Origin of the sequence: Rhizobium sp. LjRoot258 (assembly GCF_964254185.1) — a bacterium.
In the GTDB taxonomy this organism is placed as follows: domain Bacteria; phylum Pseudomonadota; class Alphaproteobacteria; order Rhizobiales; family Rhizobiaceae; genus Rhizobium.
In genome coordinates this window covers 886,802-901,179 of the sequence record NZ_CAXUST020000003.1, presented here as the reverse complement: position 1 = coordinate 901,179, position 14,378 = coordinate 886,802, and the positions used below count along the sequence as shown (strand labels likewise).

Genomic DNA, 14,378 nt, shown 5'->3' with positions numbered 1-14,378 from the left:
CATGAGAAACGCTCGTTTTCGCTCAACAGCCAGAGATCAGATTGCTTCTTCAGCTTGTCCCCACTCTTTGCAAACATCGACCGAACACCAGTGGTTCACGTGGATAGTGGCTCCTGCAGCACTGCTGCATCCATCGCTGCGCATGGCCGGGTAGTCCCGACCACTCGCAACGTCCAGCCATATTTAGGCGGCGAGACGCCAATCGCCGCTGCACGCCGATCCGCTTCCTGCGCTGCCAATGCCTTGGCAGTTCCCAGGTTAGCAGCCCAAGCCGTGATCCTCATCTTTCCGGCCATAAAGGCATAGCGAGGAACTTTCTTTCTCCGACCGACAGCAAAACCAGCCCGGAAGCCGCGCGTAACGTCAAGCTCATCGTGCTTGGCTTTGAAAGTCGTTCGATTGGGCCGCCGCCAGTCGTCGGAGGCGGCCACCACATCCGTCGTTCGGTTTGACTTGACAGCAGGGTTACCCTGGATGTGAAGCGATGGTGCTGCGACCGAGGAGACGGGCGCGCGGTTGGACCCCTCGGCGTCATCAATGATGACATTGAATATGCGGAGCGGGCGCCTAATGTTTTTCAATGCAGGCTCGCCATCGTCTTCGAAACCGATGCCCAGGCGATTGCCCACGGTGTCGCGCACCGATGCCGAGACCGCGATGCCTCCTGGACGAGCGATGCTTTCGATGCGCGGCCAAGTTCACCCCGTCGCCATAGACGTCTTCGTTTCCGAACAAGATGTCACCGATATTAATGCCGATGCGGAATTCAATCTGCTGGTCGCTACGAACATTCGAATTCCTTCGCCCCATTTCACGTTGGATTTCTATCGCACAGAGGACTGCCTCTTCGACAGTGCGGAATTCAACCAACATTCCATCGCCCATGAGCTTGATGGTGCGACCGTGATGCAAGGCGATTTTGTCGTCCAAGAGTTCCTGTCGATGCCTCTTGAGGGCCGACAGGGTGCCCTTCTCGTCAACCTCCATCAGTCGACTGTAACCAACGACGTCAGAGGCCATGATGACGGAGAGTTTTTGTTCCATCGGTGCTCCCTGCTCCGGTCCCTGACTACATAACACATCCGCACCGTCGAAACACCGAACTTACGCAACCACACCCTGTGATTAAAAGATCCTGTCTCGGTGCTCTTTCAAAGTCAGCACCTCGTCTGGAACGGTCTCCTGAACGCACCGTCTGCCGGGTCTGCGGTTCAACCCCACTCAGGGTGGGTCGCAATTGACTGCGCCGACCGTGTCGGGTTGACTAGCCAGTGAAAGCTGACGATTCCGCACGGTCCCCATGGAGCACAACGCACGATACGAGCAGGCCACTGGAGGAGTCGGAGTGCGGAATCGACGCTCGGCGCCCCAGGTACTCGGACCGCTGAGCATCGCTATTCGCAGCTCACCCGTTTCCGACGCTAAGGCGTCGTTGCCGTGAATAGGCTAACGGCATAGGGTCGGCTGGCAGTACAACTCCAACGCGCTCAAGGCCGAAGCGCAGACCGGAAGAGACGTGCATGTCGACAGCAATTGCCATACTCGGCGGCGTCGGGCTCTTCCTGCTCGGCATGACTGTCATGACCGACGGCCTGAAGGCGTTGGCGGGATCCGCCCTGCGCACCGCCCTTGGCAAGGCGGCGGCCACGCCGCTCTCAGGTGCCTTCTGGGGCGCCATCGTCACGCTGCTCGTGCAGTCGTCGAGCGCTGTAACGATGACGACGATCGGTCTCGTCAGCGCCGGCCTTCTAACCTTTCCGCAAGGACTCGGTCTCGTTTTCGGCGCCAATATCGGCACGACGGGCACGGGCTGGCTCGTGGCACTGATCGGCGTGCGCGTCTCGCTTTCGGCCTATGCTCTGCCTTTGATCTTCCTCGGCGCGCTAGCCAAGTTGCTGGCAGGCGGGCGTATAGCGGCGGCGGGCGGCGCGCTCGCAGGCTTCGCGCTGGTTCTCTACGGGCTGACCACCCTCCAGCAAGGCATGGGAGGTCTGGCGCAGAGCCTGCATCCGTCTGACCTTCCCGCAGTGCTCGGCGTAGCGGGAGTTGGCTGGGTCGAAGGCTCGGTCGGTCTCATGACCCTCATCGTTGTTGGGCTGGCCATGACCGCGGTCATGCAGTCCTCTACGGCCGCCATCGCCGTCACCATTTCGGCCTTCTACGCCGGGGCGGTGAGCCTGGAGCAGGGCGCTGCGCTGATCATCGGTCAGAATATCGGGACGGCAACGAGCTCCGCATTGGCGGCCATCGGCGCCAGCGCGACGGCCAAGCGCCTCGCCCTTGCTTATGTGCTGTTCAAGGTCATAGCCGCGCTTATTGCGATCGCCGCCTTTCCGTTCACGGCGGCGCTAATGAAATCCTTATCTGCGTCGGTCGACGGAATGACGCTCCTTGCTGCCTACCACACGGCTTATAACGTCGTAGGGGTCGCGGTACTCCTACCGGCGACGCAGTGGTTCACCCGCGTCGTGGAGCGGCTCCTGCCCGCCAAGCAGACGGCGCTTCAGCGCGCGCTCGATCCGAGCGCGCTTGCCAGTCCGGTGGTCGCGGTCGAGACCGCCCGGCGTGTCGTGGCGGACGTCCTCGCGACAACCGCCGCCTCGGTTTCCGCAGCACTTTCGGGCGGAGCCGGCCCCGCGGCACAGAGCACTGCGGCCGCCGCCACGCTCGAGGAGGTGCGGGATTTCCTGTCCGAATTGAAGGAGCCGCCCGAGACGGAGGCCGAGCGGCTCCGCATGACGAGCACGCTACACGCGCTCGATCACGCCTCCCGTCTCGTGGAAGCCATGGAGGAGGGCAGGCTCGAAGGACAGCCGGCCGGCTCCGCCCATGACCTTCGTGCAACGGAGCTGTGCACGCAAGCCATGCATGCTGCACAGGCAGTTGGTGGCTCGATCACCGCGGAATGCGCCCTCAGCGCACAGGCGGCTCCCATCGGCTGGAACGTTTCGTCGGAGGTTGCCGCGGCGCTCGCCGAGCTGGAGAGCGCGGCAAGAGAGCTCGATGCCCTGCAGCGAGATCATCGCGCCACCACCCTTGCCTCCGTCGCGCCGGGAGAGCTGACCGCCGCGGATGCCCTTGCGCGGATCGACGCTGCCCGTCGGCTCGACCGGATCGCCTATCATGCCTGGCGTTCGGCGACGCATCTCCTCGGCCGCGGCTTCATGATGGGCTGAACCCGTGACCTCGACCTCTATTTGCGGCAATGCTTGCGCATCGAGAGGCCGCGACTGCCGGGCGATCCCGCCCGCCGCATCAGTATCGCCTCCAGAGTTATCGAACGCCGCTCTGCCGGCCCATGCGTTGGCGGCGTGCATGTCGCGGATCTTGATAGAGCTTCAGACAACCGCGTCGTTCATCCCAGAAGGTAAACGAGCTGCCCAGCCATATTACCGCAGCCCTATGCCACGCTTCTCGTCAAGATCGGAAATTGAACCTGGCCACAGCGCCGGGTTTCCGTTTTCGGAGCGCAGCTTCACTTGCGACCGAGCCCGCGTGAGCGATCAATGTGGGAACCTTTTACCTGAACTTTGGCGCACGTGTCATATTGTGCATGAGCTCAGCTGCCGTCGCGAACGGGCCGAACAGCGCGGTCAGCCTCGCTTCCTCATTATTATCCAACCGGTGGCGAGCGCAAAATTCCGGCACGCTCCAGACCCTGGTTGCCATGGTGAAATCGGTGCCTTCAAGCTCTACTTGCTGCATGAGATCCTCCCCTGATGTGTGGACGCTACTAAAGTCTATTTTAGCTTGCAATAAAATACGACAGGGGTCGCAAGGTAGAACCCACTTTTCCGAAACAGCCTCCGAACCTCGACCCGTAGTAGCAGTCAACTTTCGCACAGCGACAGCTTGTACCCACGTAGACTCGGAAAAATCGAGAATCCATATTGTGGATACATATTCCAAAAGACGGGTCACCTATGAGTTCTGGTAAAATTCCGATTCTCCATCTGCGCGGCGATGCTTACACCCGCGGAAAGCTACACGGAGTTGCATTGTCCACATCGATCCAAACGTCGTTCCTGCGCCTCAGGCGATCGACGGCGGATCGGGGCTGGCTGCGCGCGGAGCAGCGCGCGGCGAACTCCTGGCGGCTGCTTGAGAGTGTGGCGCCTACCATTGTCGCGGAGATCAAAGGCATCGCTGACGGGAGCGGATTGGCTCCGCTTGATATCTATCTCCTTTCCGGTTTCGAGTTCTTCGATGGTGCGATTGCCAGCGGCTGCACGACGGTGGCATGTGCCACAGGTGCTGGCGCGGTCTTGGCGCAAAACTGGGACGCGCTTCCTGGCACGGAAGAGGAGCTCGTTCTTCTCGTCCACGATGGCACTGACGATGGCGATGGCCTGATCATGGTGACGTCCCCCGGCACGCTCGGCTGGGTTGGAATTAATCGTGCCGGCTTGGCGTTCGTGACGAACGATCTCTTGCTTGATGCTGCCACCCACGGAATGCCGAGCCTCGTGGTCAGACGCCTGATCCTTAAGGAGCGGCACGCTGCCGGTGCGCTGGCGACACTTCGACGGGTCAGCCACCTGTCCGGACGCTGCTACCTCCTCGCAGACGCCTCGGGTGAGGTGCACGGTGTGGAGATCTCACCGTCAATCGGCCCTGTTGCCCTCACGGGAAACCCAATCGTTCATACAAATCATCCTGTCACGCCATCGCTTGCGATCATGGAAGACATAGAAACAGCGGCAGGTATCTATCCCTCCAGCCGAGAGCGTCTTCGAGCCGCCAAGCTCCATTGTATCAGTGACGTCGCTGGTATCCGCCGCCTTCTGTCGGATACCAGCGGTTCGCCGGACGCAATATGTAAGACCGCATCCCCACGAGAACCGACACAGACTGCATTTTCCGTCATCTTCGAATGCGGGAGCCGCCGCGCATCGATTTGCCTGGGACGACCGGACCGGGGCGATTTTCACGCCTTCGACACCGCATGGACCGCGGCGGCCTAGGCCACGGAAAGATCGCTGACGCCCGATCTACGAGCATATTCAGCGAAGCGGGATGCAAGCTCGTCGGCTCGTTCCTCGCATTCATCCGGCCGATACGGACGGCAGTCGTAGCCGATGACCTCCCTCATGATCTTCGACGAGGCCTCGGTCATGCGAACAGTGCCGTCGTCATCGACGCTCTCGATACCGTCGTAGCGCTGGCAGCGCCGGTTGATGTCGATTGCCTCGTCAAGCGTCAAACCGGCCGGCAGATCGACGAGAAAACCTGTCGGCGACACACGGATCGGATAGCCGCCGACAAGACCGAGCGGCCCAGGCCCATGAACAACCTGGCCGGAACGAGAGGCGACCGCATGGAGCATCGCGGTCGCCGAGGATGCGGTGACGGACTGCCCGGCAAGCCCTTTGACCCGCCGGAACCGCCCGGCGACATGAGAAAACAGAACTTCGTGATCAATCTCGGCCTTGGGGACCTCCGCACCATCAGCATAAATTGTCAGATGATATGGGGCACCGTCCGTTCCGCCGGTGCTGGGCATTCGGTAACTCAGATAGTGATGGGCAAAGAAGCGGATATCGATCGCCGCTGGATCGCGCCTGAGCATGTAAGCTGCGGCAAGGCGGATACCGGGGACCGCATTGGCAATGTTGCCGATGCCAACCGCAGGGGCCAGCCCTTCGGCGGCAAGCGACGCGTTGACGACATCGGGATAGGAAGCGTTGACGACGACTGCGGGGCTGTCAGCAAGTCGCACGGCCTTCATCAGGCGACGCACGAGGACCTGATGCATGGGCGTCCACACGCCCCCACGTGCCATGTCCAGAGACTTGTATGCCTCAGGCGGTAGTTTGGTGATAACCCACCAACTGTGTAGCGTGGCCGCATTGAAAATGATGTCGGGCTTGAGCTTGTCCAGGCGCTCGGCTGTCTGCTCAATGTTCATCAAATCGAGAGGCATCATATCGACCTGTGGCTCACGGCCGAGATTCATCGCCGTATAGCGCGCGAGATTGACCCGCAGCAACGCGGTCTCGGGTCTTCTCACGCCGACAGTCAAGGCATAGTCCCGCTCGCTCTGAAGCAGAAAATCAAGAACATCGCCACCGAGCACACCGCTGCCGATAATGAGAATATGGGGTGTTTTCCTACTCGCAGTCATTGCGATCTCCTCCAAGTTTGACAGCAACCATGAGACGAATCTATTAAGTCGTCACATTTCTAGATAGCAATCTGGAGCATTTTACCTTAGATTGCAACGATAATTTACTATCTCCTCAGGTTGTCTCCCGTGCAAACGCCCCGGATCCCGTCCATGCCAGCAGAACTGCGAATCGACGTGTCAGCGATCGGAGCAAACTTTCACCGTCTAAGATCGCTGGTCGGGTCGAACACGGAAATCGCCGCTGTGGTCAAGAGCGATGCCTATGGCTTGGGAATCGACCTGATCGTTCCAACCCTCGTCGCAGCGGGCTGCAAAAGCATTTTTGTCGCTGACCTTCGTGAGGCGGTCCAAGTTCGCCGAACGCTCGCAAACCTGGCTCATATCTATATCCTCTCCGGGGTCCAAGAGAGCGAATTGGAAACATGTCTCAGCCACCACCTGACCCCCGTTTGCCATTCTCTGGCAGACGCGCTCGTTGCGTCCCGTCAACTTCCTGAATTCGTCATCAATGTCGATACCGGCTTTTCCCGCTTCGGCCTGACATTCACCGAGGCACGGGCCCTGGTGCACATCTCGCAACGACCACCTGATCTTGTGATTAGCCACCTCGCATGCGCTGATGTCCGCAATGACCCCACAAACCGTCTGCAACGAGACCGCTTCGTAGCGATGTGCCAAGTGCTCGATCCACAAAGGCGCAGCCTGGCTGCCTCAGCTGCTGTCTGGCTTGATCAGAGCTTCCATTTCGATCTTGTTCGAGCAGGGTCCGCGCTCTTTGGACTGAACAATGCAGGCGTAGAGCCAAATCCTCTTCTGCCCGTTGTGCAACTCTTTGCGCGCCTTGCCGATGTCAGGACCGTCCAGCGTGGCGAGGCGGTCGGATATGCCGCGAGTTTTCGCGCCGCACATTCCATGCGTATCGGAATCGTCGCCTTGGGCTACGCGGTTGGCCTGCCCTGGTCCGCGGGAAACGCCATCGCCGCCGCGCTCGGCTCATACATGGTTCCCGTCGTTGGCCGCGTCGCCATGGAATATGTCGCGATAGACCTCAGCGATGTTCCCCTAGCTCTGTGCAGGCCGGGGCGGGCTGTCGAGTTTCTGGGCCCTCGTTTGTCCGTCGAAGCCATGGCAAAGGCAGCCGGTACAATCCCACAAGAGCTACTCGTTCGGCTCGGATCACGTTGTCCCCGTCACTACACGCTGCTCAACCACGAACCGTCCATCGGAGCAGGGCCATGAAGGTTGAGCAACTGGGAACGTTCTACATCCTCGGGGCAGCCATGCTTTGGAGCACCGCTGGATTGTTTATGGGGCTGCTCGTGACACTCGACGTCTGGACCATTCTCTTCTGGCGCAGCTTCTTTGGGGCGATCGCGGTCGGCGGAGCGGCCTTGATGCGCGGTGACGCCGGGTTTCATCCACGCGTCTTGAGACGATCGTGGTTTGTCGCTACCGGCTGCTCGGCACTCGGAATGGTCGCCTTCATCCCCGCATTGCATCTGACATCGGTTGCCAATGTTGCGATGATCCATGCATCACTTCCTGTCCTCGCCGCCATCGCGTCTGCCCTCACGTTTCGTGAGAGACCGTCGCGCCCAACAGTCTTCTTTTCAGGCGCAGCACTTGTCGGCGCCGCAGTTATCTTCACCGGTTCTCCGGGCGGAAGCTCCAGTCAGTTGGGCAACCTGCTGGCGCTTCTAATGACAATATCGATCGCGTTCATGACGGTGGCGTTGCGCGCTGACCGGGGCCGATCGGTTCTTTGGATTGTCGCGGCATCCAATGTGATTGCCGCAATTGTTGCGCTCTGTTTCGCACCCAGCATAAGCATTGATCTTGACGAGGCACTCCTTCTCGCTTGCTTTGCGCTCATCCAGATGGTGCTCGGCCTGGTGCTTTACAGCAAGGGAGCACAATTGCTGCCCAGCGCCGAAGTAGCGCTGTTCTCACTCGTCGAAGTCCCTCTTTCGCCGCTATGGGTCTGGCTGACGTTCGACCAACGGCCGGGACTACCAAGCGTGCTCGGTGGCGCGATCATCATTACGACCGCCATCGGTCATATTCTGACGCGATGGCAGCGAGATGCAGATCGCCAACGGAAGTGTCCGCCATGACTGGCCGGCCATGGGTTTTTACAAATCTTCGGGATATCGCCTCGGGTTACCGGGGCATCATTCTCGACCTTTTCGGTACGGTGCACGACGGCCTCAATCCTCTCGACGGGGCCATAGAAGCCCTACGCACGCTTCAGCGAGATGGGATTGCCGTGTGTCTCCTGTCCAATTCGCCCCGGCGACGCGAGGACGTTGCCGCCCGCCTCGCTCAAATGGGTTTCGCGCCAGAACTATACGGCGGTCTGGTCACGTCTGGCGAACTTGCCTTCGAGGCTTTGTCGAACGACGCTGACCGAAATCTTGGACGCCGCTTTTTCCATATCGGCCCATCGGAATTGTCAGGCCTATTTTATGGATCCGGGCGGGAACGGGCAGAAGCGGTTGATCAGGCCGACTTCCTGTTGTGTACGGGAGCAGGTGGGAACCAGGCTCTTGAGGACGCTGAACGGGTCCTGTGGGACGCGCAGGCAAGAGGACTTGTCATGGTCTGCGCCAATCCCGACCGCGCTGTCATGATCGGCAAGACGCGCATCGATTGCGCAGGTAAAACCGCCGCCCACTACGAGCGTCTTGGGGGAACCGTTCTCTATTACGGAAAGCCGCTCCTACCGGCTTATGACCGGGCCCTCTCAGTCCTTGGCCTTGCCCGAGACCATGTTCTGGCGATTGGTGACGGGCTTGAAACCGACATCGTTGGAGCGCGCAGAGCCGGAATAGAGGTGGCCCTGGTGCTGACCGGAATCCATCATGACCAGCTCGTCAATCCAATGACGGGCCACGTGCTCTGGGACAGGCTCCCTCGTCTGTGTTCGGGCCACGAGCATCTACCTGATTTCGTTATGCCGGCCTTTACGTGGGAGAGGCGAGGTCAATCGTGACGTAAGCGCGACGGTGCAGACAGGGGTCTATCATCTCCGCGGCGAAACCATGGCGGCGGCAGCCGATCCCAAACGTGGCTCGTCAAGCGGATTAAGGCTCGCCTCGATCTGGCGGACTTCACTCTGCAGCATGTCGACCAGGGTTGGGAGCCGGTCCTCTGTCAAGCGGGCGCTGGTCAGGTTGATGGCGATTGCCGCCACCGCGTCACGACCGGGCGGCAGGATCGGCACGGCGATCGCCGATATGCCGGCCACAAGTTCTCCGTGATCGACAGCGTAGCCGTTCTGTCTGACAGCCGCCAAAGCGTCCTTGACCTTTCGTTCGGTCAGCGGTGCGTATTGCTTATAAACAGGCGCGTTGGTCGCAACGATCACCGCCGCCTCCGCTGACGGCAGGAAGGCGAGGATCGCCTGGCTTGCAGGGCCGACGCCCATCGGGATCTGTCCCCCGATATGACCGGTCAAGCTGTCAATGATGTAAGAGCCCTGCTGACGATCGACGCAGACCGTGTTGAAGCCAGCCCGAGCCATCAGAAATACGGAATCGCCGGTCGCCGCCGACAGCCGCATCAGGGCAGGGCGAGCGAGCACGCGCAATCCCGTTCCATCAGCTGCCGCAGCGCCCATGGCAAAAAGCGCGAGCCCCAGGCGATAGCGCTTCGTTTCGCGTTCCCGATCGACCAGACCGTGGCGCTCCAGCGCAGTAATGATGCGATGCGCGGTCGGCTGCTTCAGGCCAAGCGCATCGCCAATCATCGCCATCGTCGCGCCGTTCTGTCCGACATCGCCGAGGAATTTCAAGATCGCGACCGCTCTGTCGAGCAGCTGTGTTCCTGTTGCCGCGACCTCGTCCCTTGCCATTTCAACCTCATCCGTCTGCCGGTTTGGCGGATTCGTATATCAAATGGCAGCTTTGTAGAATGACTATGAGGCGTTGCAAAGGGCGTCGAGAAGCGAAGTCGTTGCCGTCCCGTCCATGAGTGCTGTGACCGCAGCGGAAATGGAGCGCGCCTGGAGAGAAGACATGGGCAGCCGTGATGTCAGCGTGGCGAACTTCTCCGCAAGCTCTGCATCACTCATCGGATTGCCGGGCTCTCCCTTTGGGTAGGTGATCTCAAGCGCAAAAACCTCGCCGCCTGCCGAGATGGTGACCGTCGCAGGAGTCGTTGCTGGAAAAGCGCCGACATATCGTGGGCTGGCTTCCAGCCGTACCCGCGAAGCGAGTGCGATGACATCGGGGTCTGCGAGGTGGCGATCCTCGAGCGGCAACAGCGCGGTTTGCCCGTGTAGAAGCGCCACGGCGATGCAGAAGGGAATGCTGTACTGCGCAGCCTCGTTCGAGGTGGGTATAATCTGGTTCGGCAGGGTGAGCGCTCTGTCGAAGATTTCAACGACGATCCCCTCGATCGCGCGGGCGGATAGCTTGCGCTCGTCCAGTAGGAACACCGCTGCGTCGATCGCCGCATGCGCCCAGCGGCAGCAGCTATAGCGCTTGAAATACGCGTGTTCGACAGCCCATGCGTCTCCGAGCCCCGCAAGCAGCCGCGTCCTGTTGTAAACGGGTTCCTCGTCAAGCAGATCGAGCGGGCCCCTATGGCCGGCGGCAGCGAGATATGCTGCCTGAATACCGTTTGCTGCCGCCCAGGGAATTCCTTCCTTTACCGTATGGCCGACACGCGTCCAGCCCGTGGCAAACTGACCAGTCGCAGTCTGACCAGCGATCGCCATCGCATGCGCAATCACCGGAAAAGGAAGCGCCATGAGCCAGCCGGCAGCGGCAGCCGCGCCATAACCGCACCAGAGGCCCGTGTCGGTGGTGCGCAGGCTATTGATGCCACGGGAGGCCGCGGCACGAACCGCAATCTCATATCCGATGGCAATCGCCGTCAGCAACCGGCGACCCGAAACAGCGTGGCAGCCGACAAGCGCCAGCGCTGCTGGAACGATGGCAGCGGCCGGATGTCCGGCAGCGGCGCGGTGACCGTCGTCAAGGTCGAGGCTTGCCGCATAGGTGGCGTTGACGAAGGTGGCACCGGCTGGCGTGAGCAGCGTCCTGGAGAACCAGATCGATGACGCCCCTTCGCCCCAGATGGCGCTCGCAGCTTTAAAGGAGGCGCGACCTCCAGGCGTTGCAGCGCCGCTGGCAGCGACCCCGATCGTGTCGAGAACCGTCCTGCGGGCGGCCTTTAAGGTCGTTTCGGCTACGGTTTCAATTGAGCCGCAAAAGGCGGCGAGCTCGGATATTGCGTTCGGCAAGGCGGTCTTCCTTTCGATACTACCTCAGGTCGTGCAAAAGTTTCGAACAGCCGTGGCTAGAGATGGCCTGCTGTGGATTCGATTCACGATTGACATCCATATTATGGATTATTAGGGTTGAGCTGACAATGGGGAGGAAGAGGCATGACCTTGCAAAAATGCCGAGAAACAAGCTTCAAGAGGCTGGGCACGATTGCACCGCCCGTCATCGAACTCACTGTCGATGGCCAATCCGTCGTGGCGCGCGCCGGCGAAACGGTACTTGTTGCGCTCAACACCGAGCTTGGGCATGTCCGCAACTTTGAGTTCCACCACGAGCACAGGGCTGGCTTCTGTTTCATGGGAGCCTGCCAAGATTGCTGGCTGTGGAAGACCTCGGGCGAACGTATCCGCGCGTGCACCAGCCTCGTTGAAGCGGGCATGTCACTATCGACCGTCACGCCGGGGGAAATGGCATGAGCGACGGGGATCCTATCGTCATCGTTGGTGCAGGCCCGGCAGGTGTAAGCGCTGCCCGCACCCTGGTAGCGGCCGGCCACAAGCCTGTTCTGATCGACGAAGGAATGTTTCCGGGGGGCCAGATTTTCCGCCGTCCGCCGGCTCCGCTGCGGCGAAGTGACGGGGATCTATACGGATTCGATGCTGCTCGCGCATGCATCATGCGCGACCAGTTCGCAGCCATTTTGCCCTCGATTGCCTATCGTGCCGAGACCTTGATCTGGGGTGTCGAGCCCGGGGTTCTTCACCTGGCCAGAAGAAACGAGGTGATGCGACAGCCATGGGGACGACTGATTGTTGCGACCGGCGCAATGGATCGAATCGTGCCGATCAAGGGATGGACGGCGCCAGGAGTCTTCACGTTGGGTGGGGCGCAGATCGCCCTGAAGGCCCAAGCCTCGACAATAGGCCGCGACGTCATCTTTATGGGCAGCGGGCCGCTCCTTTACCTCGTGGCATACCAGTACGCGCGGGCCGGGGCACGGGTCGTGGCCGTCCTCGAATCCGGCAGGCCGTTGCGACACGTATCCGCTCTTCCAGGATTGGTGGCCGGCGGACGGATCTTTGCCAAAGGCCTGTATTACATGGCCTGGCTTCGCACACACGGCGTTCCCATCAAAACAGGCATCGAACCACTCGAGATCCTCAAAGCCTCAAACGGTCGTGTCGCCGGCTTGCTCTATCGTCAGTCAAAGGCTGAGACCACCTTGTCCTGCGACGCGCTCGCCATTGGCTTTGGGCTGACGTCGGAAACGCAGCTTGCCGATCTACTCGGGGTCGATTTTCGCTTCGACGAACAGCACCGTCAGTGGCTTCCTGTGACAGACGGGGACGGGCGCAGTTCCGTTGACGGCATTTATCTCGCCGGCGACGGGCTCGCGATCCGTGGCAGCGAAGTCGCGGCCATGACAGGTGAGCTTGCAGCCCTGGCAATTTTGGCAGATGCCGGACAGGCGGATGCGTCGCGCGCCGCGCGACTGCGCCGCGGTATCGAGCGAATGGATCGTTTTCGACGGTCTCTCGACGTAGTCTTCCCGTTTCCCCGGCGCCTGCCGGCCGATCTTCCAGACGAGACCGTAATCTGCCGCTGCGAGGGTTTGACAGCTCATGCCTTGCGCGATTCCGTCGCAGCATCGGGAGAGTGCGAGATCAATCGCATCAAGGCGTTCACGCGTCTTGGCATGGGTCGCTGCCAAGGACGCGTCTGTGGCCTGGCCGCTGCCGAACTGATCGCCGCCAAAGGATCCGTCCATGTCAGTGCGGTTGGCCGCTTGCGGGGACAGGCGCCGATAAAACCGCTCGCGCTTTCCACCCTTGCGGGAGGCGCCCATGACGGTCTTTGATGTGGCCATCATCGGCGGCGGACTTGCCGGCTGTTCGGCCGCGCTACACGCTCGTCGGAAGGGAGCCTCTGTCGTTCTACTCGAACGGGCGCGCTGCGGCGCGCAGGCCAGCGGTGTCAATTACGGCGGCGTACGCCAGCAAGGCCGTCACCCCGCTGAATTGCCGCTGGCCCAACGTAGCCGGAAAATTTGGGGAAGGCTCGCAGAACTTGTCGGAAGCGACTGCGAGTTTGCTGTCACAGGCCATCTGAAGATTGCGCGCAGCGACACTGATATGGCTGAGCTGGTTGCCTACCAAGAGATCGCCCGCCAGCATGGCCTGACGCTCGATGTTCTCGAGCGTGCGGACTTGCGCCGCCGCTACCCCTATCTCGGCGAAGGATTTATCGGCGGCTCGCTTTGTGCCGAAGACGGTCAGGCCAATCCCCGGCTTGTCGCACCCGCTTTCGCGCGCACCGCAAAGCGTTTTGGCGCCGTGATCCGTGAGGGATGCACGATCGAACGCGCTGCGGTCTCGCGCACGGGTTTTGAACTCTTCGTTGTTGGCGACACCACGCCCGTTCATGCGCGCCGGCTGGTCAACACCGCAGGCGCATGGGGGGCGCGCGTCGCAGAATGGTTCGGAGATACCGTGCGCGAAGATGTGATGGCGCCAAACATGTGTGTCACCGAACCGATAGCACCGCTAATCGGCCCGAACCTCGGTATCTGCGGCGGCGGCATGTATATCAGGCAGGCGAGGGGACACGGCAGCGTGATCTTCGGCTCAGGGCTCGGTGTCGCCGATCGTGACACTCTGCGCGCGCGACCGCTTGCTGATGTCACGATGGAAGCGGCAAAGGCGGCGATCGAGATGGTTCCAGCCCTCGCCAACGTCCTGTTGGTTCGCAGTTGGACTGGCATTGAGGGGCGTATGTCTGACGGACTGCCGGTCGTTGGATCAAGCCCGACCACATCCAACCTCTTTCACGCTTTCGGATTCTCCGGGCACGGGTTCCAGCTTGGGCCAGCGGTCGGCGCAGTTCTCGCGGAGCTGTGTCTCGACGGCGGTTCTCCAACCTCACTCGAAGGCCTCTCCATGACCCGCTTCATCAGACGGCCCACCAATCCGGCAGCACGTGCTGCTGCCGGTCAAACCTGATTGACCTCAAAACAAGGAAAG

The 14,378-nt window shown here is 60.9% G+C and carries 12 protein-coding genes and 1 pseudogene; 8 read left to right on the top strand and 5 right to left on the bottom strand.

The genetic code is table 11. The features are described 5' to 3' along the window. Positions 1-542: 542 nt before the first annotated feature. A pseudogene (locus tag ACSQ9D_RS32770) lies at positions 543-1,044 on the bottom strand (adenylate/guanylate cyclase domain-containing protein); the annotation flags it as partial. A gap of 476 nt (positions 1,045-1,520) precedes the next feature. Between ACSQ9D_RS32770 and ACSQ9D_RS32765 the strand changes: the two are divergent. Continuing rightward, on the top strand, positions 1,521-3,176 hold the full coding sequence (locus tag ACSQ9D_RS32765; protein ID WP_436285906.1) for a Na/Pi cotransporter family protein: 1,656 nt from the start codon (positions 1,521-1,523) through the stop codon (positions 3,174-3,176). 343 nt (positions 3,177-3,519) lie between these two features. On the opposite strand, the gene ACSQ9D_RS32760 is transcribed toward ACSQ9D_RS32765, so the two are convergent. Next, on the bottom strand, positions 3,520-3,705 hold the full coding sequence (locus ACSQ9D_RS32760; RefSeq protein ID WP_037121500.1) for a hypothetical protein: 186 nt from the start codon (positions 3,703-3,705) through the stop codon (positions 3,520-3,522). Between the two features lie 218 nt (positions 3,706-3,923). On the opposite strand from ACSQ9D_RS32760, the gene ACSQ9D_RS32755 reads away from it, so the two are divergent. Then, the gene (locus tag ACSQ9D_RS32755) at positions 3,924-4,964 is read left to right on the top strand and encodes a C45 family autoproteolytic acyltransferase/hydolase (protein WP_436285905.1); all 1,041 of its coding nucleotides are present in this window, start codon (positions 3,924-3,926) and stop codon (positions 4,962-4,964) included. Here ACSQ9D_RS32755 and ACSQ9D_RS32750 read toward each other — a convergent pair. After that, positions 4,961-6,124, bottom strand: a complete 1,164-nt coding sequence (locus ACSQ9D_RS32750; RefSeq protein ID WP_436285904.1) for a hypothetical protein — start codon at positions 6,122-6,124, stop codon at positions 4,961-4,963. The two genes, ACSQ9D_RS32755 and ACSQ9D_RS32750, sit on opposite strands and share 4 nt — an antisense overlap. A 153-nt stretch (positions 6,125-6,277) precedes the next feature. Between ACSQ9D_RS32750 and alr the strand changes: the two genes are divergently transcribed. From alr to ACSQ9D_RS32735, 3 genes are read left to right on the top strand one after another with little or no spacing between them, the layout of a single operon-like run. Further along, the gene (alr, locus tag ACSQ9D_RS32745) at positions 6,278-7,366 is read left to right on the top strand and encodes an alanine racemase (RefSeq protein ID WP_436285903.1); all 1,089 of its coding nucleotides are present in this window, start codon (positions 6,278-6,280) and stop codon (positions 7,364-7,366) included. Continuing rightward, positions 7,363-8,241: a DMT family transporter gene (locus ACSQ9D_RS32740; RefSeq protein ID WP_436285902.1), complete on the top strand. Its 879-nt coding sequence runs from the start codon at positions 7,363-7,365 to the stop codon at positions 8,239-8,241. The genes alr and ACSQ9D_RS32740 overlap by 4 nt, the downstream gene beginning before the upstream one ends. Then, positions 8,238-9,119 (top strand): TIGR01459 family HAD-type hydrolase, encoded by an 882-nt coding sequence (locus ACSQ9D_RS32735; protein ID WP_436285901.1) that lies wholly within the window; start codon positions 8,238-8,240, stop codon positions 9,117-9,119. The genes ACSQ9D_RS32740 and ACSQ9D_RS32735 overlap by 4 nt, the downstream gene beginning before the upstream one ends. A gap of 30 nt (positions 9,120-9,149) precedes the next feature. On the opposite strand, the gene ACSQ9D_RS32730 is transcribed toward ACSQ9D_RS32735, so the two are convergent. Both ACSQ9D_RS32730 and ACSQ9D_RS32725 read right to left on the bottom strand, forming a co-directional pair. Next, complete coding sequence (locus tag ACSQ9D_RS32730; RefSeq protein WP_047521319.1) at positions 9,150-9,980, bottom strand: IclR family transcriptional regulator; 831 nt, start codon at positions 9,978-9,980, stop codon at positions 9,150-9,152. Positions 9,981-10,043: 63 nt separating this feature from the next. Next, complete coding sequence (locus tag ACSQ9D_RS32725) at positions 10,044-11,375, bottom strand: MmgE/PrpD family protein (protein ID WP_436285900.1); 1,332 nt, start codon at positions 11,373-11,375, stop codon at positions 10,044-10,046. A 144-nt stretch (positions 11,376-11,519) separates the two neighbouring features. On the opposite strand from ACSQ9D_RS32725, the gene ACSQ9D_RS32720 reads away from it, so the two are divergent. From ACSQ9D_RS32720 to ACSQ9D_RS32710, 3 genes are read left to right on the top strand one after another with little or no spacing between them, the layout of a single operon-like run. Next, positions 11,520-11,834, top strand: coding sequence for a (2Fe-2S)-binding protein (locus ACSQ9D_RS32720; protein WP_436285899.1), 315 nt, complete (start codon positions 11,520-11,522; stop codon positions 11,832-11,834). Next, complete coding sequence (locus ACSQ9D_RS32715; RefSeq protein ID WP_436285898.1) at positions 11,831-13,216, top strand: FAD-dependent oxidoreductase; 1,386 nt, start codon at positions 11,831-11,833, stop codon at positions 13,214-13,216. Before ACSQ9D_RS32720 ends, ACSQ9D_RS32715 begins: the two co-directional genes overlap by 4 nt. Beyond that, positions 13,203-14,357: an NAD(P)/FAD-dependent oxidoreductase gene (locus ACSQ9D_RS32710; RefSeq protein WP_436285897.1), complete on the top strand. Its 1,155-nt coding sequence runs from the start codon at positions 13,203-13,205 to the stop codon at positions 14,355-14,357. The genes ACSQ9D_RS32715 and ACSQ9D_RS32710 overlap by 14 nt, the downstream gene beginning before the upstream one ends. Positions 14,358-14,378 lie beyond the last annotated feature (21 nt).